Source organism: Massilia pinisoli, assembly GCF_024753285.1.
GTDB lineage: Bacteria > Pseudomonadota > Gammaproteobacteria > Burkholderiales > Burkholderiaceae_D > Telluria > Telluria pinisoli.
On record NZ_JANUGW010000015.1, the window covers coordinates 127,777 to 147,601 of the forward strand.

Here is a 19,825-nt window from a genome sequence, read left to right on the forward strand (position 1 = left end):
ACCCTCTTATATTCTTTAGCCCGCTTATCGCCGCCTCGGTATGTGCGCTTATATATAGTGATAAAAGAAAAAGCCCCGCTATTAACGGGGCTTTTGATTTGCATCAATCGTTTGCAATTACATATTCTCGATCATGACGTCGCCGAAGCCCGAGCACGACACCTGCGTCGCGCCTTCCATCAGGCGCGCGAAGTCGTAGGTGACGCGCTTCGAGGCGATCGCCCGTTCCATCGAGCTGATGATGAGGTCGGCCGCTTCCGTCCAGCCCATGTGGCGCAGCATCATCTCGGCCGACAGGATCAGCGAACCCGGGTTCACGTAATCCTTGCCCGCGTACTTCGGCGCCGTGCCGTGCGTCGCTTCGAACATGGCGACGGAGTCGGACATGTTCGCGCCTGGCGCGATGCCGATGCCGCCGACCTGGGCCGCCAGCGCGTCCGAGACGTAGTCGCCGTTCAGGTTCAGCGTGGCGATCACGCTGTACTCGGCCGGGCGCAGCAGTATCTGCTGCAGGAACGCGTCGGCGATGGAATCCTTGACGACGATGTCCTTGCCCGTGCGCGGGTTCTTGAACTTGCACCATGGACCGCCGTCGACGAGCTCGGCGCCGAATTCCCGCTGCGCCAGCGCATAGCCCCAATCGCGGAAACCGCCTTCCGTGTACTTCATGATATTGCCCTTGTGGACCAGGGTCACGGACGGCTTGTCGTTGTCGACCGCGTACTGGAGCGCCTTGCGCACGAGACGCTCGGTGCCTTCGCGCGACACGGGCTTGATGCCGATCGCGGACGTGTCCGGGAAGCGGATCTTGCGCACGCCCATTTCGCGGGTCAGGAAGTCGATGACCTTCTTTGCCTCGGGCGACTCGGCCGCCCATTCGATGCCGGCGTAGATGTCTTCCGAGTTCTCGCGGAAGATCACCATGTCGGTCTTGTGCGGCTCGCGCAGCGGCGACGGCACGCCGTTGAAGTAGCGCACGGGGCGCAGGCAGACGTACAGGTCGAGCTCCTGGCGCAGCGCGACGTTCAGCGAGCGGATGCCGCCGCCGACGGGCGTCGTCAGCGGGCCCTTGATCGACACGACGTACTCGCGCACGACGTCCAGCGTTTCCGGCGGCAGCCACACGTCCGGGCCGTAGACCTGCGTCGACTTCTCGCCCGCGAACACTTCCATCCACGCGATCTTGCGATCGCCGCCGTAGGCCTTGGCCACGGCCGCGTCGACGACCTTGCGCATCACCGGCGTGATGTCGACGCCCGTGCCGTCACCTTCGATGAACGGGATGATCGGTTGATCGGGGACGTTCAGGCTGAAGTCCGCGTTGACGGTAATCTTTTGACCATCGGTAGGTACTTTGATATGTTGAACCATCATGTTCTCCGAAGTGGGCGCCTGGCGGGCCGCCAGGTCTGCCGGCTCCATTAGATTAGAATAGTGATCGGGTCGTCGGTCTTGTCTAAGACGCAACACTGGCACGACATTATGCACCAAAAACTATCCCCCATGTCTCTGATCCTGTTCAACAAACCCTTCCAGGTCCTGTGCCAGTTCTCACGCGAGGACGAACGCCCCACGCTCGCCGACTACCTCGACATCCCGAACATCTACCCGGCCGGCCGCCTCGACGCCGACAGCGAAGGCTTGATGCTGCTCACGGACGACGGCCGCCTGCAGCATCAGATCGCCCATCCCGACCACAAGGAAGCGAAGACTTATCTCGTGCAACTGGAAGGCGTCGCCGACCGCGCCAGCCTTGCGCGTCTGCAGGCCCCGATCGACCTGGGCGACTTCACGACGAAGCCGTGCCGCGCAGCGCTGATCGCGGAACCGGACTGGTTGTGGCCCCGCAATCCCCCGATCCGCATGCGGCAGGACAAACCGACCAGCTGGATCGCGATCACGCTCGAGGAAGGCAAGAACCGCCAGGTACGCCGGATGACGGCGGCCGTCGGGCTGCCGACGTTGCGTCTCGTGCGCTCGAGCATCGGGCCGTATTCGCTGGCGACGCATCCGTTGATGCCGGGAGAGTGGATGGAAGTGGACGCCGCGCAGGTCGGCGGCAAGCGCTCAGGAGTTTGACTTACATCAACCTTTCGAAAAGTTAATGTAGGCGCGAAGAAAACCTGTCAACCGGCAATTCTTGGCCACCGTTAAGGGTACAGATTCACCGTTGTGGATCACCATCTTCTTTAAAGGAACCCGAAATGTCCAAACTGATCGCTGGCCTGGTTGCTTCCCTGTTCGCCGTTTCCGCTTTCGCCGCCACGCAGGCCGCGGCACCGGCAGCTGCCGCTCCGGCAGCATCGACCACCGCCGAGCAGCCTGCCGCTCCCGCGAAGAAAATGAAGAAGCACCACAAGAAGGCCAAGAAGGCCGCCGCCGCCGAAGCCGCTTCGGCCGAACCGGCAGCAGCGAAGTAAGCGCTTCGCCGCCCATCCAGGCAGCCTGCGGGCTGCCTTTTTTATGCCTGCCTGGCTCAAGGCAACAAAAAACCCGCCGGACTTGCGTCGAGCGGGCTCTTCATCCACGCCGGGCGCGCGACCTCGGTCGCGCGGGCGTTGCCGTCGGGTGATTAAGCCGACAGGGCCTTGATGGCGGCAGCCAGGCGGCTCTTGTGGCGAGCGGCCTTGTTCTTGTGGATGATTTTCTTGTCAGCGATGCTGTCGATGGTCGACACGGACTGCTGGAAGATTTGCGAGGCGGCGGCCTTGTCGCCAGCCTGGATGGCCTTGCGGACGGCCTTGATTGCGGTACGCAGGGTCGAGCGCTGGGCCGAGTTGTGTGCGTTTTGCTTGACTGCTTGACGAGCGCGCTTGCGTGCTTGTGCGGTATTTGCCATGGAATTTCCTAATCGGGGTCAAGTTGCGTTTGCAAACATTCAAACCGGCCCATTCCAGTGCCTGCCAAACGAGTGTCTGCTAACAGAATTCAATACAGCCCTCGATTATAGCGAAGGTTTCATCGTAGGGCAAATCCTGGTTCGTTTTTGTGCAATAGCCCAGCTATAATCGCTGGCTATGAACCTACTCAAGACCCTGGCAGCCATCTCGAGCATGACGATGCTGTCCCGTATCACCGGCCTGTTGCGTGAGTCCCTGTTTGCCCGTGCCTTCGGCGCCAGCGATTATACCGACGCCTTCAACATCGCCTTCCGCCTCCCGAACCTGCTGCGCCGCCTGTTCGGCGAAGGCGCGTTCTCGCAAGCCTTCGTGCCGATCCTGGCCGAGTACAAGAGCCAGAAAGGCGACGCCGCCACCCGCACCCTCGTCGACCACGTCGCGAACACCCTCGTGTGGGCGACGCTGGCAACGAGCATCCTCGGCATCATCGGCGCCCCGATCGTCCTGTACGTGATCGCGAGCGGCCTGAAGGGCGCGGCATTCGACGCCGGCGTCGTCATGACCCGCCTGATGTTCCCATACATCCTGTGCATGTCGTTCGTCGTGCTCGCGGGCGCCGTCCTCAACACCTGGCGCGAATTCAAGATCCCCGCGTTCACGCCGGTGCTGTGGAACCTGTCGTCGATCTTCTTTTCGCTATTCATGGTGAAGTATTTCGACGTGCCGATCTATTCGATGGCCGTCGCGGTGATGGTCGGCGGCGTGCTGCAGGTCGGCATCCAGATCCCGGCGCTGCAGCGCATCGGCATGCTGCCCCGGCTGTCGCTGAACCCGCTCGCGGGCCTGGCCGACCCCGGCGTGCGCCGCATCCTCAAGAAGATGGGGCCCGCCGTGTTCGCCGTGTCGGCCGCCCAGATCAGCCTGCTCATCAACACGAACATCGCGTCGCGCCTCGGCGCCGGCAGCGTCTCCGTGCTGCAGTACGCGGACCGGCTGATGGAATTCCCGACCGGGATGCTGGGCGTGGCGCTGGGCACCGTGCTGCTGCCCAGCCTGTCGAAGGCGAACGCGGACGGCGACCCGGTCGAATACTCGGCCCTGCTCGACTGGGGCCTGCGCCTGACATTTCTCCTCGCGCTGCCGGCCGCCGTCGGCCTCGCCACGTTGGCCGAGCCGCTGATCGCCACCCTGTTCAACTACGGTGCCTTCAAAGCGCATGCCGTGACCGCGGCCACGGCGCCGCTGATGGCCTATGCGGCGGGCCTGCTCGGCATCATCCTCATCAAGATCCTCGCGCCCGCGTTCTATGCGCGCCAGGACATCCGCACACCTGTGAAGATCGCCATCGGCGTGCTGATCGCGACGCAGCTGATGAACCTCGTGTTCGTGCCCGTGCTGGGCGTGACGGGTCTCGCGCTGTCGATCGGCCTCGGCGCCTGCATCAACGCGAGCTTCCTGTTCACGGGCCTGCGCCGGCGCGCCATCTACGTACCGCACGCCGGCTGGCTGCCGTTCTTCCTGAAGGTCGTCGCTGCCGTTGCGCTGATGGGCGCCGTCGCGTGGTTCAGCCAGGCGCAGCTCGACTGGGCCGCGCTGCGCGCCCATCCGCTGCTGCGCGCCGGCGCGCTGTTCCTCATCATCGGCGCGAGCGCGCTCGTCTATTTCGCCGCGCTGCTGGCGCTGGGCTTCCGTCCGCGCCATTTCATGCGCCGCGCCAAGTGACGGGTCGGGTTTAGCGGCCGGCGTCCTGCGCCGGCGGCGGCTCGTCCCGCTCGTCGCGGCCGTCCCCGGACGCTTCTGACGGCGGCGGCGCGGGCGCCGCGTCCGCGGGCGCCGGCTCGACGGGAACGGGCGGAGGCGCCGGCGGTGGCGGCATGACCGGCCCAATCGGCTGCCCGCCGGCCGGGCGCGCCGGATCGGACAGCGTGCTGCCGGGCGCCGGGAACAGCGACGGTTGTGCGGCCGGCGTGCCGTTCGGCTGCGGCTGGAACAGCGACGGCTGCTGCGCCAGCATCTGCCCTTGCACGACGGTCTGCCCCATCGCCGCGAACTTCCAGTCCGAGACGTGCTCCTTGTTCTCGAACCCCGCGAAGCGCGCATCGAAATTTGCGATCTTCAGCGGCTTCGCCGTCGACAGGCTGTACACGGCAAGGACGCCCTTGCGGTCGCCCGGGTTCGTCCACACGATGCCCCATTCGGCCTTGCCCGTCATGGGGTCCACGAAGATCTTGCGCAGGTGCCGCCGCACGCCGGGAAAGCGCGGATCCTTCAACAATTCCTTCAGCGACGGCGGCTGCGCCGGCTGGCCCTTCGGCGTCGCTTCCGCATACGTGCGCAGTGCCTCGCCGAACGCGGCGCCGATGGCCAGCAGCTCCTCCTCGGCCCGCGCGCGGCGCAGCAGCGCATCGATCTTCAGCGTGGCCGCGCCGACGAGGCCGATCACCGCCACGAGGATGATGAGGCCGAGATAGGTAAATCCGCCGTCGCGCCGCGCCCGCATCGTGTCACCACTCGGCATACGGCTTGCCGTTGCGGCCGTTGCCCGGAGCGCCGCTGTGGATGTCGTACACGCCGCCTTTCTCGTCGCCCTCGGGCGGGACGACGACCCAGGCCGCGTCGCTCTCGGCGATCGGGTCGTACGGCAGCGCCGCCAGGTAGCGCTTGTCGACGAGCTGCTGCAGCGAGTCGGGATAGCGCCCCGTGTCGCCGTGGAACTGGTCGATCACGGCGCGCGTGTTGCGCAGGTTCTCCGCGAGGATCGTCTCCTTCGTGCTGTCGATCTTCGGGAAGAAGCGCGGCACCGCGAGCGTCAGCAGCAACGCCACGATGCCCAGCACCACCAGCAGTTCGATGAGGGTGAAGCCCCGCTTGCGCGTAATGGTCGGTGTCGAAGTCATGCGCTCACCAGCGGCTGTAGGGGATGTCGTTCAACCCGACCTTGCTTGACGTCGAGTAGACGTCGTACACGTCGTCCCCTTCCTTCGGCTCGTCCGGCTCGCTCGCGTAGCTGCGCTTGCCCCACGTCTCGGCGTCCTTCAGGTCGGCGTTGCCGTTGAACGGGTCGCGCGGCAGGCGGCGCAAAAAATAAATCTTCGCCTTCTTCGGGCTGCGCTGGTCCGGCACGCCGTCGACGAGCACCTCCAGTTTCGGCGGATACCCGCTGGCGCCGGCCGCGCGTGCGACGCGGCCCTCGTCGCCGGCCTTCTTGTACGCGTCGATGGCGGCGCGGATCTCGCGCAGCGCGGTACGCAGCTCCTGTTCGTGGCGGCGCTGCAGCGCGACCTGGGCCACCGGCACGACCAAGGTCCCGAGCAGGGCCAGGATCGCGAGGGTGACGAGCAGCTCGATCAGGGTGAAGCCGCGCGGGCGCCGTGCGTTCATTGCTGGTTCGGGAAGGCCGCGCGGGCCGCGGGCACGGGAGCGGGCGTCGGTGCGGGTTGCGGTGTCGGCGTCACATCCGGCGGCGGCAGCGGCGTGATCTGGACCGGCGGCGACACCGGCAGGTCGGACGGCGGCACGGACGGCGGCGCGGACGGCAGCGTGGCCGTGCCGCCGACGCTGGTGGCAGGCACCATCCCGCCCGGCGCATTGGCGGCCCCGGGCACCGGCGCCGGCGTCACCGGCAGCGGCGCGGGCGTCACCGGCAGCGGCGCCGGCGCGTTCGGGACGGGCGCGGCGCCGGGTCGCGCGCCCGGCGCCGCGTGCACACCCTGCCCCGGCATCTGCACCGTCCCGCGCCCGCCCGAGTCGGGGCGGCGCCGGAAGCTGGCCTCCGTGCCGGCGCTGAATTCGGACGTCGAGGCCGGCGGGCGCTGCACGTTGCGGATCAGGTGCGGCGTGATCGACAGCACGACTTCCGTCTTGTTGCGCGTGTCCTGCTGGCTGCCGAACAAGCGGCCGAGGATGGGGAAGTCGCCGATGCCGGGCAGCTTGGTGCTGCTCGACCGGTCTTCGTTCTTGATCAGGCCCGCCAGCACCTGGTTCTCGCCGTCCTTCAGCTGCAGCATCGTCGACGCGGACCGCGTGCCGATGCGGTACGCCGTCGTGCCGCCCTTCGTCGTGACGGTGTCCACGAGGTTGCTCACCTCGAGCGAGATGCGGATGCCGACTTCGTTATTCAGGTACACCGTGGGCTCGACGTCCAGCTTCAGGCCAACGTCGACGTAGTTCACGGACTCCGACGCGAAGCCGCCCACGCCCGACGAAATGGTCGTCGTGATCGTCGGCAGCTTGTCGCCGATGACGACCTTGGCCTTTTCCTTGTTGCGTACGCGGATGCGGGGCGCGGCGAGGGTGTCGGAATCGCCGTCCGTCTTGCTCGCGGTGAGGGAACCGGCGACACCCGTCACGCCGATCGTCTTGCCGTTCAGGTGGCGCAGCTGGTCCACGGTGATCGCGGCGCCGGTCGACGTCTGCAGCGGCGTGAACGCCAGGCTCGTGGGCCAGTCGATGCCCAGGTCGAGCAGGCGGTTGCGCTGCACCTCGAGCACCTCGACGTCCAGCATCACCTCGGCCTCCGGCACGTCCTGCAGCGCGACCAGCTGCGACGCCACTTTTACCGCTTCCGGCGTGTCGCGCAGGATCACGAGATTCAGCTTCTCGTCCACCACCACGTCGCGCGACTTCAGGATCGTCTTCAACGTGTTGGCGATGTTCTTGGCTTCCGCGTTTGCCAGGTAGAAGGTCTTCACCGTCATCTCCTGGTATTCCTTCTGCTTGGCCGCGATGTTCGGGTAGATCAGGATCGTGTTGCCGTCCATGACCTGGTGTTCCAGCTGGTTCGTCATCAAGAGGTAGTAGACGGCCGCTTCCACCGTGCTGTTCTTCAGGAAGATCGACGCGCGCTGGTCGGTCTTGACGTCCTTGTCGAACAAGAAGTTGAGGCCCGAGTGGCGCGCGATCACTTCGAAGATCTGCTTCAACGGCGCGTCGCGGAATTCCAGGCTGATCGGCGAGCGGAACGCGGCCGTCAGCGCGGCCTCGGGCGACGCGGCCTCGATCTTCTCGTTCACGACGGCCAGCAGGTCGCGCGCCGGGTCGTACGTGGGGCGCTCCGTCAGGATCGCCGACAGCTTCGTCTTCGCCGCCTCGTAGTCCTTGCGTTCGATGGCGGCGCGCGCCTCCGTCATCAGCACGCCGTGGCGGCGGTCGGCGTCGACCTGGCGCAGGCCCGCGCGTGCGCGCTCGTTCAGCGGGTCGATCGCCAGCACGCGCCGGTAGTCCTGCACGGCCAGGTCGGCCTTGCCGTCGGCCAGGTTACGGTCGGCCTGCGGCAGCAGGCGGTTCGTCGCGGCGTCGCGCGCGCGCAGGAACGCGGTCTTGTACGCGACGTTGGTGGGGTCCGCGGCCAGCGCCTCCTGGTATTTCGTGAGCCCGGCCTCGACCTTGTCCTGCGCGACGAGCTCATTCCCTTCGCGGTAAGCCATCTGTGCCGCGCAGCCGGCCAGCAGGAAGGCCAGCGCGGCCGGGAGCAGCCGGCGGGCCAGCATGGTGGGCAGCATTGAAGACCGGCGCATCCGGCCTGCCGTTGGGCGAGCGATCAATCGAATACTCCAATATTAAGCTGCTGAATCTGATTCAGCGGCAGGTAGGTCAGGGTCAGCACCGGCGGCGCGATGGACTCGACGCGGTACGTGCCGTCGATCACCGCGCCCTTCTCGCGCACGACGTACGTGCGATCGCCCCGCGCCAGATAGACTTCCCACGCGCCGTTGCCGACGGACTTGCCGATGAACGTGAACGGCAGCGGCGGCGCCGTGGGCGGCGGTGGCGGTGGCGCGGGCTGCGGTGGCGGCGGTGGGGGCGGCGGCGGCGTCCAGTCCTGGTGCGCGAACGGACCGGCGCCACCCTGGCCGAACGCGGCGTCGCCGTCGCCGATCAATACGTCGCGCGGCACGAGGGCAAGCACCGGCTGGGCGGAGACCGCGTCGCCTGGCTTCGCGGGCGCGGGCGGCGCCGCGACGGGGGCGGACGCAGGCGCGGGCGTGCGCGCGAGCACCGCGCTCGCGGACGGACGCGCGGCCGGGCGCTCGGCCGGTTCCGCGATGCCGCCGGCCGGCGACCGGTCGCCGAACGCGGCGAGCAAGCCCGCGCCGACGAGGGCCAGGCCGAGGATCGCGTGGCGCGGCTTGAGAGGCTTCATGGCTGCGGCGCGCCGTCGCGCAGGTACAGGGTCAGGCGCAGGCGCGCTTCCACGTTAGCGTCGCCGATGGCGTCGCGGTGGAAGGTGATCTCGTCCAGCGACGCGAACGGAATCGCGCGCAGCGCCGCCATCGCGAACTGCCAGATGGCCTGGTACGTCCCCTTCACCGGCAGGTTCACCTGGTACGTGTAGACATGGGCATTGCGGTCGAAGCCCGCCTTGTACTCGCCCTGGCGCAGCACGAGACCGGATTTCGCCGCGAGCGCGAACAAGGTGCGCACCTGCTGCTCGGCGCCGTGGCGCTCGCCCAGCGCGCCGTAGAATGCGGTGAGATTGTCGGGAGCCTGCACGGGCGCGGCTTCCGGAGCCGGTACCGGCGTCGCGGCGGCCTGCGGTTTCTGCTTCGCCTGCGCGGCGTACGCGTCCTGCGCGCGCTCCATCGCCCACACGGCGTGCAAGGTCCACGCCAGCGCGCCGGCCATGACGAGCGGTACGACGATGGCTGCCGCCATGATCGGATTGGCGCGCAGCAGCATGATCCGCAGGCGCAGCATGGGCGAGGCGAACGTCGTTTTCATTGCGCGGGCCTCCACTGTGCGTCGATCTGGAAGCGGATCGGACGGTTCGGGTCCTGCTCGTTGATCTCGTGGCGCGCCAGCAGCACGGTCGTGAACCACTCGATGTGTTGCAGCGCCTCGACGTAGGCGATCATGTCGTCGCTGTTCTTCGCTTCCGCCGTGATGCGCACGCTGCTCTTCTTCGCGTCCGGCTCCAGCGCCAGCAGCGCGATGGTGGCGGGGGTCGCCGCCTGGACGGCGTCGTGCAGGCCGCGCCACGGCACGTTCAGCTGCTGCACGGCCGTGTTGACGGCGCCGGCCTGCGCGGGCGGCACGGCGCGCGCGGGCGCCGCGACGGGCACGCGTGCGGCGGCGCGCGCCTGCGTGCGCGCGACCTGGGCCTGGCGCTCGGCGGCCGCACGCTGCAGGCCGCGGTATTGCGCGACGGTGCTGGCGAGCGGCCCCGCCAGCCCGAGCGCGACGACCAGCAAGCTCCACGTCCCGCGCGGCGTGCGATACCACGCGCGGCGCAGGCTCGGCGGAGCGAAATCGATGTGCACTTTTCTCATGGCGCCCTCCCCGTCAGCGCGAGCCGTGCGCAGTCGGGCCACAGCGGGTCCGTCTCGTCCTCGAACAAGGTGCAGGCGAATTTCAATCGGCCGGCGCTGCTCCCCCATCCATTCGGCGCGGGGCCGCAGATCTGCAGGCGCTCCGGCCGCGACAGCCCGACGCGCAGCGCTTCGCGCGCCACGTGGCCCTCGAGCCAGTCGCGGTCCGCACCGGGCGGGATCGGCGCCGTGCGCACGGCCGCGAGCAGGTCGCCGTCGAACGCGGCGACGGACAGTACGCCGCCATGCACGACGCCGAACCACGCGCCGGCGCGGCGGATGCGCCGGTGCTGGTTCATCGCCGCGACGAATTGCGGCACGATCTCGACGAGCTTGAAGCGCTGGCTCGACGCCGCCGCCGTCAACTGGTCGAGCAGCGCCAGCGGCAGTGCGGCCGCCAGGAACGGGCGCGCCGCATCCCAGTCGGCGCGCATGGCCCACCCCGCGAGGCCGCCGCCGAACAGCGACTGGTAGCGCAGCGCGGCCGCGCCTTCCAGGTCGGCGAGGCGCGTGGCGCCTTCCGGCGGCGTCACCTGCCACAGGCGCACGAGGTCGTCGGCCAGCACGACGGTCGCCGGCAGGCCGGCCACGTCGTGCTCGCCGAGCAGCATGCCGAGCGCGGCCCCGAGCGACACGGCGTCGCCGCCCGTCGCCGCGACCTGGCCCAGCAGGCGCGCGCGCTCGTGCGGCCAGATGCTCGTGCGCACGAGCGCGAGGGCGTCCGGCGCGATACCGATGCGCAGCTGCTGGCCGAAGCCGGACTTGAACGAACTAAGCATGCAGCGTGACCCTCCGGATTTCCTCGATCGTCGTCGCGCCGCGCTGCACGAGGTCCAGTGCCGCCAGGCGCAGGCTGCGCGTGCCGTTCGCGGCCGCGGCGGCCTTGATGCGGCGGATCGGCTGCTTGTCGACGATCAGTTCGCGGATCTCGTCGTTCAAGGTGAGGATCTCGGCAATCGAGCGGCGGCCCTTGTAGCCGGTGCCGCGGCAATCGCCGCAACCGACGCCGCGCATGAACCGGTAGTCGTGGACCTCCGCGCGCGTCAGGTGTGCGGACGTCAGTTCCGCGTCGTCCGGCGTGTACTGGACGGCGCAGCGCGGGCAGTTCATGCGGATCAGGCGCTGCGCCCAGATGCCGTTCAGTGCCGACACGAACGCATACGGGTCGATGCCCATGTGCGTGAAGCGGCCGAACACGTCGAACACGTTGTTGGCGTGCACGGTCGTCAGCACGAGGTGGCCCGTCAGCGCCGACTGCACCGCGATCTCCGCCGTCTCGCGGTCGCGGATCTCGCCGACCATGATCTTGTCCGGGTCGTGGCGCAGGATCGAGCGCAGGCCCTTCGCGAACGACAGGCCCTTCTTTTCGTTGACGGGAATCTGCAGGATGCCCGGCAGCTGGTATTCGACGGGGTCCTCGATCGTGATGATCTTTTCGCGCCCGTTGTGGATTTCCGTCAGCGCCGCGTACAACGTGGTCGTCTTGCCGGAACCCGTCGGCCCCGTCACGAGCAGCATGCCGTAGGCTTCCTGCGCGAGCATCCTGAGCGTCGCGAGCGACGGCGCGTCGAACCCCAGCGCTTCCAGGGTGAGCGAGCCATAGGCCTCGATCATCGCGCGCTTGTCGAGGATACGGATGACGGCATCCTCGCCATGGATGCTGGGCATGATCGACACGCGCAGGTCGATGTCGCGCCCCGCCGACTCCACGCGGAAGCTGCCGTCCTGCGGGACGCGACGCTCGGCGATGTCCAGTTCCGCCAGCACCTTCAGGCGCGAGATGATGTGCTCCGCCAGCTCGATGCCGCCGACGGACGTCGCGTGATCGAGCACGCCGTCCACGCGGTACTTGACGGCGAGGCCGCCCGCGGTGCTTTCCAGGTGGATGTCGGAGGCGCCCGCCTTCAAAGCGTCGTACAACGTGGAGTTCACGAGCTTGACGGCGGGGCTTGCGGCTTCCGACACGCTGGCGAACGACAGCACGGTGGCGCTCTTGCCGTCGCGGCGGCCCTCGCCGCTGTCGCCGACGAGCGTGTCGACGGCGCGCGCGGATTCCTCGTGCTTGCCGAGGTAGGCCTGGATGTCGGACTGCAGCGCCAACCGCAAATGCAGCGGCGCCGCCGCCGTCGCGCAGGCCTGCGCCTGCAACCACGTCTGCAGGTCGAGGTCGAACGGATCGGCGATGACGCCCGTGAGATGCTTGGCGTCGTCGCGCAGCAGCACGCAGTGGCGCGCCAGCGCCTGCGCCAGCGGCAGCAGGTCGAACGCGGGCTGCTGGCCGAACATCTCGGGCGTTTCCATCACGGACAGGCCGAACGGTTCGGCCAGCAGGCCCACGATCTCGCGCGGCTCCAGCCCGCACAAGCCTTGCAGCTCTTCGACGAGCGAGCGGCGCGTCTGGCGGCTCTGCGCGCGCGCGCGGGCGAGCAGCGCGGCGTCGAGGGTGGCGAGGGGCGCGTTCACGACATGTCTCCCGCGAGGTCGAAGATGGGCATGTACAGGAGCACGACGATGGCGCCGACGACGAGGCCGATCGCGGCCATCAACAGGGGCTCGAACGTGCGCGTGAAGCGGTCGATCCAGCGCCCGATCTCGCCGTCGTAGAACGCGGCCGAGCGCGTGAGCATCGTGCCCATCGCGCCCGTGCGCTCGCCCACGCGCAGCATGCGCAGCGAGATCGGCGTCGTCAAGCCGTTCGCTTCGAACGCGTCCGACAGCGGGCGCCCCGCCTCGATCGCCGCACGCGCCGCCTTCAGGCCGCCGGCCAGGCCCGGCGACACCATGCCCTGCACGGTGTCGATGGCGTTCACGAGCGTGATGCCCCCTTCGTTCAGCATGCCCAGCGTGAGGTACAGCCGGGAGAGTTCGTAGATGCGGGCGCGTTCGCCGATGCCGGGCAGCTTCGCCAGCAGACGCGCGGCGCCACCCCGTTTCAGCGCGCGCCGGATGGCCCACGCGGCGAGCGTCACCGTGGCCACGAAGCCGATCAGGAGGCCGCCCGCGTGGCGTCCCGCGAACTGGCCCCACTCGAGCATCACGCGCGACATCCACGGCAGGTTGCGGCCCGCGCCCTGGTACACCTCGGCGAAGCGCGGCACGACGTACGACATCAGGAAGATCGACACGCCGCCGCCCACGAGCAGCAGGATCGCCGGGTAGATCGACGCGCTGACGACCTTCGCGCGCACGGTGTCGATGCGCTGCTGGTATTCGATGTAGCGTTCGAGCGCGCGCGGCAGGTCGCTCGTGCCTTCGGCCGCGCGCACGATGCCCACGTACAGCGGCGGGAACAGCGCGGGCTGCGCGGCCATCACGGCGGACAGGCGCTTGCCCTCGCGCAGGCCGGCCAGCAGCCGTTCCAGCACGCCGCGCGTGGCGGGGCTGGCCTCTTTTTCCAGCAGCGCTTCCAGACCCTCGACGATGCCGAGGCCGGCCGTCAACAGGGCGAGCAGCTCCTGGCTGAACAACACGAGCGACAGCTTGCCGCCGCGCTGGCGGCGCAGCAGCGGCGCGTGCACGGGCTCGATGGCGCTGACGAACAAGCCGCGCGCCTCGACCTGGCGGCGTGCGTCCGCCTCATCCGGCGCGTCGACGACTACGCTGGCGATGCGCATGTCGGGCGCGAGGGTGCGGACCGCGAACTGCATGGTGACTTGAATGGCTTATTGCGACGTGATGTCGGCGTTCTCGCCCTCGCCGCCCGGCTGGCCGTCCTTGCCGAGCGACAGGACTTCATACTCGCTCTTGGTGCCGGGCGCACGGTATTGGTACGGATGACCCCACGGATCGAGCGGGACGCCCTTCTTCAGGTACGGTCCGTTCCACTTGGCGGTCACCGCGGGCGGGGCCGTCAGCAGCGCGTTCAAGCCCTCTTCCGTCGTCGGATAGCGGCCCACGTCGAGGCGGTAGGTGTCCAGCGATTTTTCGAACGCTTCGATCTGCGCCTTCGCGACGGTGACTTCCGACTTGCCCAGCTGGGAGAAATATTTCGGGCCGACGTAAGCCGCCAGCAAACCGATGATAACGATAACTACCAACAGTTCAAGAAGGGTGAAACCTGCCTGGCGGACCCGCGCGGCGGTGCCCTGGTTCTGCATACGATACATCCAACCGACTCCTCTATTGCTCTAATGTAAAGCCTTGCGTGAAGGCTACCATGGCCCCGTCATGGCGACAATGCATTTATGCCACGCTCGTCGGTTGAAAATACCGCAAACGAATTTCTTCTCCGAAAATTTTAACTCGGTTGTGCCCGATTTAACAACATCCTCGTGCGGCGCGCTCAATCCTCCAGCAGCCGCAGATCCATGCAGCGCGCCAGCGCATGCGCGCGGTTGCTGACGCCCAGCGTGCGGTAGATGCGCTGCAGATGGTTCTTGACGGTCAGTGCGCTGATCCCCAGCAGCCTCCCCATCTCGTCATTGCTCTTCCCTGCCCGCAGCCAGCCGACGATTTCCGTCTCGCGCGCGCTGAGCGGCCGCGCCGGCCGCCCGTCGTCCGCGTCGCGCGCCGCCGGCAGCCGGCACAGCGCCAGGTGCAGGTGCGGCAGCAGGAGTTCCGCGAAATAGCCGAGGCGCGCGTCCGGCCGTGGCGGCAGGCCGAACAGCACGAACATGCTGCCGCCCGCACTCGTCGGCCCGGTGCCGTGCACCAGCACGTTGTCGAAACCGGCCCGCGCCACCTCGGCGCGGAATCCGTCCAGCGTCTCGGGCGCGGCCGCGCCGAAGTCCGCCAGCGCCGGCAGGCGTCCCGACCGCATGCAGTGGCGGGCGATGCGCAGCGCCAGGCCGTCGTCCGCATCCGTCAGCGCGCGCTGCGCGGCCGTGTCGAGCACGGTGCCGTGCAGGCATTCGAGGCGCGTCACGCCGCCGCCCGGGCCGAACTGCAGGCAGACGAGCACATGGTGCGGCAGCAGCGCCTGCACCTGGCCCTGCGTCCACAGGAAGAACTGGCGCAAGCTCGCCACGCGCAAGCCGGGCTCGATGGCGCGCAGCAGGTATTCCTGCTCCTGGCGGCTGAGGATGACGACGGGTTCCACCTTGGCGTTCAGCGCTGGACGGCGCCGCTCCAGGCGGCCGCGCGCGCATGCCAGGCGACGAAGCGGTAGCCGGTGCCGCGCACGGTCTCGATGTGCTCCTGGTGGCCGCTCGGCTGCAGCGCATGGCGCAGCCGCCCCACGTGCGCGTCCACCGTGCGCTCGTCCAGCACGGCATGGCGGCCCCACACCTGGTCCAGCAGCTGCGAGCGCGTGTGCACGCGTTCCGGGTGGTGCATCAGGAAGTTCAGCAGGCGGAATTCGACGGGGCCCAGCGCCACCTGGCGCGCCCCGGCCACGACCCGCTGCGTGTGCGGATCGAGGCGCAGGCCCGCCATCTGCACGGCGTCGACGGACACGTGCGGCGCGCGCCGGCGCAGCACGGCCTGCATGCGCGCCAGCAGCTCGCGCGGATTGAACGGCTTGGTGAGATAGTCGTCGGCGCCCGATTCCAGCGCGAGGATCTTGTCGTGCTCCCCGGCCCGCTGCGACACCATGATGATCGTCAGCTCGCGCGTGCGCGGCTGCGCGTGCAGGCGCCGGATCAGCGCCTCGCCCGATTCGCCCGGCAAGTCCCATTCGAGCAGCAGCATGTCGGGCATGCCGGCGTCCAGCGCGGCGAGCGCGGACTCGGCATCCGGGCACAGGTCCACGCGGTGGCCCGCGCGGGTCAGGTTCAATTCCAGCAGCTGGCGGACGGCGGGGTCGGGATCGACCACGAGGACGTGTGCGCTCATCGCGATATCCTGGGCATGTTTGTCTCGGTGACAACAGGCTCGAATATGCACGAAGCAAAGTCAGCTGAACAATATAATTTCGATTAAGAATTAATATGTTTAGCGAATATATTGCCGCGCGGAAGTACCCCCACGCGCCCGGGCGGACGCGTGGGGGTCAAGCGTCAGCGCAGGCGGCGGCGCTGCGTCCAGGTCAGCAGGACGAGCCCGGCCGCGACGAGCATCCAGTCGGCCGGTTCCGGCACCGGGTTCACGGTGGCGAAGGCGGCATCGGTCGCGATGGCGGGCGGCAGGTCGGCCACGAGGCTGATCGACGCGGCGGGATACGCCAGGTAGTCGCCGGCCGCGTTCAACAGGTCGACGGTCAGGCTCGTGCTGCCGCCGTCGAGCGGCGTGCCGCCGAACGTGACGTCGAAGCCAAACTGGCCGCCAAGCACGATGGACTGGAAGAATTCCGAGAACGCATCGCTCTTGAACGTGTACGCGCCGCCGGACTGCACGACGTTCGCGAGGTCCGGCGTGCCGGTGAAGGCGCCGTCGAGGCCGCTGATCGTCGCCGTCAGCACGTCGCTCGTGAGGAACGGCAGGAAGTCGATCTGCATATAGCCGTCGCCGCTCGCGGCCGACGTGTCGAGGGCCACGTGGTAGGTCGGGTTCGCGTATGCGCCCGTCGTGCCGGCCAGCAGGGTCAGCGCCAGCAGTGCGCGGGACATCAGTTTTTTCAGGTTCGTCATGGTGCTCTCTCAATCAATCTTCAAAAGGTGCCGGAATACAGTTTCGACGTGTACGTGATGTTCGTCTTCGACGGGTTGGTGAAGGTCAGGCCCACGCTGACGGTCGCGCCCGGCGCCAGCGACGCGCCCGGCAACGTGACGTAAGGCGCGCCGTTGAAGTCGCCGCTCTTGTTGTCGAGCGTGACGCCGGCCGGCAAGCCCTGCAGCACATATTGCAGCGGTCCGGACAGCGCGGTGCCGCCCGTGTTCGTGAACGACACGCTGCCAGTGAACTTCCCGGTGACGCGGTTATAGCCCAGCACGCCCGGCACGATCTTCACGCCCGCGGTGACGTCCGTGTACGCTGGCGCCAGGTTCAGGCTCACGACGACCGGGTCGTGGTCCGACGCGCGGAACGGATTGTTCACGTACGGATCGTCGGCCGTGTCACCGAGGTTGTAGTCGATGGCGTCCGGCTCGTCGGCATTGTTGTGCCACTCCGCCACGCCGGCCACTTGCGGGTTCAGGCTGCTGCTGGCCAGCGCGTGGTCGAGGTAGCCGCTCTGGCCGTCGAACACGAACGAATACGGCATGCCGTTCGGGCGCACGAAGCGTTCCAGTTCGTTGACCATGCCGTTATCCGTCAGGAAGGCGATCGGATCCTCGTGGCCGTACGAGTTGAAGTCGCCGACGGCCAGCACGTCCGGGTCGCCGGCGGCCGCCACGACGGTCGGGATGAAATAGTTGAACAGGCGTTTGGCCTGCTGGATGCGCGTCGCGTTCCAGCAACCCTGGCCGTCACCGGAGTCCGTGTCGCCCGCGCCCGCGCCGCCGCAGCCCCCCTTCGATTTCAGGTGGTTAACGATCAGCGAGAACTTGCTGCCGTTCGCATTCACCTTGAACGTCTGCGCCATCGGTGCGCGGTTGTTGACGGCATCGCCGTCCGACAGCGCGCCGCCCACCGGCGTCAGCACGGCCGGCTTGTAGATCATCGCCACGCGGATCGCGTCCGTGCCCGTCGCGGCGGGCTTCGCCACGTAAGCGTAGGTCGGCGTCGGCGCACCGATCGCCTGGTTCAGCGCATCGACGAGATAACCCACCGTGGTGTCGCCGTTGTTCTGGATTTCCATCAGGCCGACGGCGTCCGCGTTCATCGCCTTCAGCTCGTCGACGATCTTGTCGCGCTGGCGCACGAATTCCGTCATGTTGTCGGCGCCGCGGCAATTGCTCTTCGACGTCGAGTTCCCGATGGTGCAGCCCTGCCCCGTGCGGCCCCACGCATCCGTGCCGTCCGTGAACGTCGTGAAGAAGTTCAGCACGTTGGCGCTGGCGACGCGCACGTTGCCGGCGACGACGACGGGCGCATCCTCGCGTGGGTTCGTGCGGCTGATCACCGGGGCTGCCGTCGGTTGAAGCTTGTACCAGCCGCCGCCACCGCCGATGGCGCCGAAGTCCAGCACGCCGACGAGGTCCGTCACCGTGTCGCCGGCGCGCACCGTCTTGTCGGCGGCGAGGTACGGAATGTGCGCGGGCACCGTGAAGATGCCGTCGTCCAGGATCACCATGTTTTGCGCGTTCGCGGCGATCTGCGCGTTAGCTTCCGGCGTGCCGGCGCGGTAGCGGTTCGTCGGGCTCTCGCGGCGGCCGCTGGCCAGCACCAGCTCGCCGCGGTCTCCGAGGTAGCTGTTGCCGTTGACGGTGAGCGGGTTCGCGAAGCGCACGAGCATGCCTTCGTAGTGGCTCAGCTCCGTCGGCAGGTCGATGTTGACCGGGGTGATCGTGTTGCCGGTGCCCAGCACGGCGACGGCGCTGACGTCCTTCAATTCCGTGAACGAGCGCGCCGAACCGTTCGGCGCGTATTCCGTCACGGTGCCCGTCACGCGCACGAGGTCGCCTTCGTTGGCGGCGCCCGGCGAGCCGAACACGAAGATCGCGTCCGACGTGTTCGGGTCGCCGTCGCCTTGCGGGTCCTGGATGTAGAAGCCGCTGCCCAGTTTCTTCGTGATGACGCCGGACGTCGTCTGCACCGTGTTCGCGTACGGGCTCGTGAGGCCGCTGCCCTGGATCTGCGGGATCGTCAACGAGCCCGTGACGGCCACGTTGACCGTGCAGCTGGCGCTCTGGCTCGCGTCGTTGGCGAACGTGATCTCGACCGGGTACGTGCCGGCAGGGAGATTCGCGGCGATGACGAGGCTCGCGGTCGCCATCCGGTTGTCGACCGTTGCCGGCACGAAGCCGGTCAGGCTGATGCCGGCCATGGCGCCCTTGCTGATGACGGCGCTGTTGACGATGCTGTCGGCGTCGCTCGCCTGCAGCGGCGCGGTCGTGCCGGTGCCGACGTCGATGCCCACGCTGCCGGGGCATGCCAGCACGATCGGCTGCGGCAGCGCCACGCCGCTGCACGACACGCGGTCGCTGGCCGTGGTGCGCGGCGCGGCGGCGCCCGTCACGAAGTCGCTGCTGTTGTCGTTGCTGTCCAGGCAGCCGCTGTTCTTGCGCAGGACCGCCAAGGTGTTCGATGGCCCGGCCGTCGGGCCGGAGCCTTCATACGCGCTCGCGGTCGCGCCGAAGCCGACGAGGTCGACGACGTTGTCGACCGGCTTGGCACCGGCCAGCGCCGTCGTCGAATTCACGAGCGCGACCTTGCCCGCCGTCGCGCTCATCGCGATCGTGCCGGCCGTGTCGGGTACCAGCGCATCCGTGCCGCCGCTGCCCGCCGCTTCGTGGACGAGGTAGTACTGGCCCGCGGCCAACGTGATGCTGGCCGGCAGCTTCGTCACCTGCCACGTGGTGCCCGCGCTCGACGCGTATTGCACGCTCCAGCCGTTCAAGGTGACCGCGGTGTCGCCCGTGTTCAGCAGTTCGACGAAGTCGTTCTTGTAGGTGGCGCCGGAATTGCCGCCGCCGCCATAGACCTGGCTGATGACGACGCCGCCGGGTGCGGCGAACACGGGTGCCGACAGGCCGGCCAGCAGGGCCGCGAGCACGGTCATGCGTCCGGGCGAGTGATGAGCTGAGCGTTGCTTCATGGGATGTCCTAGGGTCTGATTTTGTCGATGAAACACTTAACAAATGAATATTAAATGCGTAACACGACAACATCATGACCACGGATTAGTCCGAACGAACCAATCGGCAACCACAGGACAAAGGGAGATGCGTCCGCGCGCGGGGCGCGGACGCGGGAGGCGGC

At 68.0% G+C, this 19,825-nt stretch carries 20 protein-coding genes; 3 read left to right on the forward strand and 17 right to left on the reverse strand.

All coding sequences use genetic code 11. The annotated features are described in order from the left end of the window. Positions 1-117: 117 nt before the first annotated feature. Positions 118-1,371, reverse strand: a complete 1,254-nt coding sequence (gene icd / locus NX784_RS19360) for an NADP-dependent isocitrate dehydrogenase (protein WP_258818329.1) — start codon at positions 1,369-1,371, stop codon at positions 118-120. A 132-nt stretch (positions 1,372-1,503) separates the two neighbouring features. Here icd and NX784_RS19365 point away from each other — a divergent pair, with 132 nt between their 5' ends. After that, on the forward strand, positions 1,504-2,079 hold the full coding sequence (locus tag NX784_RS19365; protein WP_258818330.1) for a pseudouridine synthase: 576 nt from the start codon (positions 1,504-1,506) through the stop codon (positions 2,077-2,079). Between the two features lie 125 nt (positions 2,080-2,204). Beyond that, on the forward strand, positions 2,205-2,420 hold the full coding sequence (locus NX784_RS19370; RefSeq protein WP_166859888.1) for a hypothetical protein: 216 nt from the start codon (positions 2,205-2,207) through the stop codon (positions 2,418-2,420). A gap of 152 nt (positions 2,421-2,572) precedes the next feature. Here NX784_RS19370 and rpsT read toward each other — a convergent pair whose 3' ends face one another. Beyond that, positions 2,573-2,839 carry a 30S ribosomal protein S20 gene (gene rpsT, locus NX784_RS19375; protein WP_075795330.1) on the reverse strand — a complete coding sequence of 89 codons (267 nt, stop codon included), beginning with the start codon at positions 2,837-2,839 and terminating at the stop codon, positions 2,573-2,575. A 178-nt stretch (positions 2,840-3,017) separates the two neighbouring features. Between rpsT and murJ the strand changes: the two genes are divergently transcribed. Next, positions 3,018-4,562: a murein biosynthesis integral membrane protein MurJ gene (murJ, locus tag NX784_RS19380; protein WP_258818331.1), complete on the forward strand. Its 1,545-nt coding sequence runs from the start codon at positions 3,018-3,020 to the stop codon at positions 4,560-4,562. A 10-nt stretch (positions 4,563-4,572) separates the two neighbouring features. Here murJ and NX784_RS19385 read toward each other — a convergent pair whose 3' ends face one another. The 15 genes from NX784_RS19385 to NX784_RS19455 all read right to left on the reverse strand — a co-directional run bounded on the left by NX784_RS19385 (position 4,573) and on the right by NX784_RS19455 (position 19,661). After that, entirely contained in the window at positions 4,573-5,358 is a 786-nt protein-coding gene (locus NX784_RS19385; RefSeq protein WP_258818332.1) for a type II secretion system protein, read from the reverse strand. Next, complete coding sequence (locus NX784_RS19390; protein ID WP_258818333.1) at positions 5,345-5,737, reverse strand: type II secretion system protein; 393 nt, start codon at positions 5,735-5,737, stop codon at positions 5,345-5,347. Before NX784_RS19390 ends, NX784_RS19385 begins: the two co-directional genes overlap by 14 nt. Positions 5,738-5,741: 4 nt before the next feature. Next, positions 5,742-6,221 (reverse strand): type II secretion system protein, encoded by a 480-nt coding sequence (locus tag NX784_RS19395; protein ID WP_258818334.1) that lies wholly within the window; start codon positions 6,219-6,221, stop codon positions 5,742-5,744. Then, positions 6,218-8,341 (reverse strand): secretin GspD/PilQ domain-containing protein, encoded by a 2,124-nt coding sequence (locus tag NX784_RS19400; RefSeq protein ID WP_258818335.1) that lies wholly within the window; start codon positions 8,339-8,341, stop codon positions 6,218-6,220. The genes NX784_RS19395 and NX784_RS19400 overlap by 4 nt, the downstream gene beginning before the upstream one ends. 38 nt (positions 8,342-8,379) lie before the next feature. Then, the gene (locus NX784_RS19405) at positions 8,380-8,982 is read right to left on the reverse strand and encodes a hypothetical protein (protein WP_258818336.1); all 603 of its coding nucleotides are present in this window, start codon (positions 8,980-8,982) and stop codon (positions 8,380-8,382) included. Beyond that, complete coding sequence (locus tag NX784_RS19410; protein ID WP_258818337.1) at positions 8,979-9,560, reverse strand: hypothetical protein; 582 nt, start codon at positions 9,558-9,560, stop codon at positions 8,979-8,981. The genes NX784_RS19405 and NX784_RS19410 overlap by 4 nt, the downstream gene beginning before the upstream one ends. After that, positions 9,557-10,108, reverse strand: coding sequence for a PilN domain-containing protein (locus tag NX784_RS19415; protein ID WP_258818338.1), 552 nt, complete (start codon positions 10,106-10,108; stop codon positions 9,557-9,559). The genes NX784_RS19410 and NX784_RS19415 overlap by 4 nt, the downstream gene beginning before the upstream one ends. Next, entirely contained in the window at positions 10,105-10,926 is an 822-nt protein-coding gene (locus tag NX784_RS19420) for a hypothetical protein (RefSeq protein WP_258818339.1), read from the reverse strand. Before NX784_RS19420 ends, NX784_RS19415 begins: the two co-directional genes overlap by 4 nt. Further along, on the reverse strand, positions 10,919-12,610 hold the full coding sequence (locus NX784_RS19425; RefSeq protein WP_258818340.1) for a GspE/PulE family protein: 1,692 nt from the start codon (positions 12,608-12,610) through the stop codon (positions 10,919-10,921). The genes NX784_RS19420 and NX784_RS19425 overlap by 8 nt, the downstream gene beginning before the upstream one ends. Further along, entirely contained in the window at positions 12,607-13,794 is a 1,188-nt protein-coding gene (locus NX784_RS19430; RefSeq protein ID WP_258818341.1) for a type II secretion system F family protein, read from the reverse strand. Before NX784_RS19430 ends, NX784_RS19425 begins: the two co-directional genes overlap by 4 nt. 15 nt (positions 13,795-13,809) lie before the next feature. Next, positions 13,810-14,253: a type II secretion system major pseudopilin GspG gene (gene gspG / locus NX784_RS19435; protein ID WP_258818342.1), complete on the reverse strand. Its 444-nt coding sequence runs from the start codon at positions 14,251-14,253 to the stop codon at positions 13,810-13,812. 176 nt (positions 14,254-14,429) lie between these two features. After that, positions 14,430-15,185: a LuxR C-terminal-related transcriptional regulator gene (locus NX784_RS19440; RefSeq protein ID WP_258818343.1), complete on the reverse strand. Its 756-nt coding sequence runs from the start codon at positions 15,183-15,185 to the stop codon at positions 14,430-14,432. Positions 15,186-15,193: 8 nt separating this feature from the next. Next, positions 15,194-15,919: a winged helix-turn-helix domain-containing protein gene (locus NX784_RS19445; protein WP_258818344.1), complete on the reverse strand. Its 726-nt coding sequence runs from the start codon at positions 15,917-15,919 to the stop codon at positions 15,194-15,196. Between the two features lie 164 nt (positions 15,920-16,083). Beyond that, entirely contained in the window at positions 16,084-16,653 is a 570-nt protein-coding gene (locus tag NX784_RS19450) for an NF038129 family PEP-CTERM protein (RefSeq protein WP_258818345.1), read from the reverse strand. 20 nt (positions 16,654-16,673) lie between these two features. After that, a complete protein-coding gene (locus tag NX784_RS19455) occupies positions 16,674-19,661 on the reverse strand; it encodes an ExeM/NucH family extracellular endonuclease (RefSeq protein ID WP_258818346.1) in 2,988 nt (995 codons plus the stop codon). Positions 19,662-19,825: the final 164 nt, after the last annotated feature.

What these genes read in the sequence shown, in the direction of transcription:
- icd (WP_258818329.1), bottom strand. Translation starts at nt 1,371, where the DNA reads ATGGTTCAACATATCAAAGTACCTACCGATGGTCAAAAGATTACCGTC.
- NX784_RS19365 (WP_258818330.1), top strand. Translation starts at nt 1,504, where the DNA reads ATGTCTCTGATCCTGTTCAACAAACCCTTCCAGGTCCTGTGCCAGTTC.
- NX784_RS19370 (WP_166859888.1), top strand. Translation starts at nt 2,205, where the DNA reads ATGTCCAAACTGATCGCTGGCCTGGTTGCTTCCCTGTTCGCCGTTTCC.
- rpsT (WP_075795330.1), bottom strand. Translation starts at nt 2,839, where the DNA reads ATGGCAAATACCGCACAAGCACGCAAGCGCGCTCGTCAAGCAGTCAAG.
- murJ (WP_258818331.1), top strand. Translation starts at nt 3,018, where the DNA reads ATGAACCTACTCAAGACCCTGGCAGCCATCTCGAGCATGACGATGCTG.
- NX784_RS19385 (WP_258818332.1), bottom strand. Translation starts at nt 5,358, where the DNA reads ATGCCGAGTGGTGACACGATGCGGGCGCGGCGCGACGGCGGATTTACC.
- NX784_RS19390 (WP_258818333.1), bottom strand. Translation starts at nt 5,737, where the DNA reads ATGACTTCGACACCGACCATTACGCGCAAGCGGGGCTTCACCCTCATC.
- NX784_RS19395 (WP_258818334.1), bottom strand. Translation starts at nt 6,221, where the DNA reads ATGAACGCACGGCGCCCGCGCGGCTTCACCCTGATCGAGCTGCTCGTC.
- NX784_RS19400 (WP_258818335.1), bottom strand. Translation starts at nt 8,341, where the DNA reads ATGCTGCCCACCATGCTGGCCCGCCGGCTGCTCCCGGCCGCGCTGGCC.
- NX784_RS19405 (WP_258818336.1), bottom strand. Translation starts at nt 8,982, where the DNA reads ATGAAGCCTCTCAAGCCGCGCCACGCGATCCTCGGCCTGGCCCTCGTC.
- NX784_RS19410 (WP_258818337.1), bottom strand. Translation starts at nt 9,560, where the DNA reads ATGAAAACGACGTTCGCCTCGCCCATGCTGCGCCTGCGGATCATGCTG.
- NX784_RS19415 (WP_258818338.1), bottom strand. Translation starts at nt 10,108, where the DNA reads ATGAGAAAAGTGCACATCGATTTCGCTCCGCCGAGCCTGCGCCGCGCG.
- NX784_RS19420 (WP_258818339.1), bottom strand. Translation starts at nt 10,926, where the DNA reads ATGCTTAGTTCGTTCAAGTCCGGCTTCGGCCAGCAGCTGCGCATCGGT.
- NX784_RS19430 (WP_258818341.1), bottom strand. Translation starts at nt 13,794, where the DNA reads ATGCAGTTCGCGGTCCGCACCCTCGCGCCCGACATGCGCATCGCCAGC.
- gspG (WP_258818342.1), bottom strand. Translation starts at nt 14,253, where the DNA reads ATGTATCGTATGCAGAACCAGGGCACCGCCGCGCGGGTCCGCCAGGCA.
- NX784_RS19445 (WP_258818344.1), bottom strand. Translation starts at nt 15,919, where the DNA reads ATGAGCGCACACGTCCTCGTGGTCGATCCCGACCCCGCCGTCCGCCAG.
- NX784_RS19450 (WP_258818345.1), bottom strand. Translation starts at nt 16,653, where the DNA reads ATGACGAACCTGAAAAAACTGATGTCCCGCGCACTGCTGGCGCTGACC.
- NX784_RS19455 (WP_258818346.1), bottom strand. Translation starts at nt 19,661, where the DNA reads ATGAAGCAACGCTCAGCTCATCACTCGCCCGGACGCATGACCGTGCTC.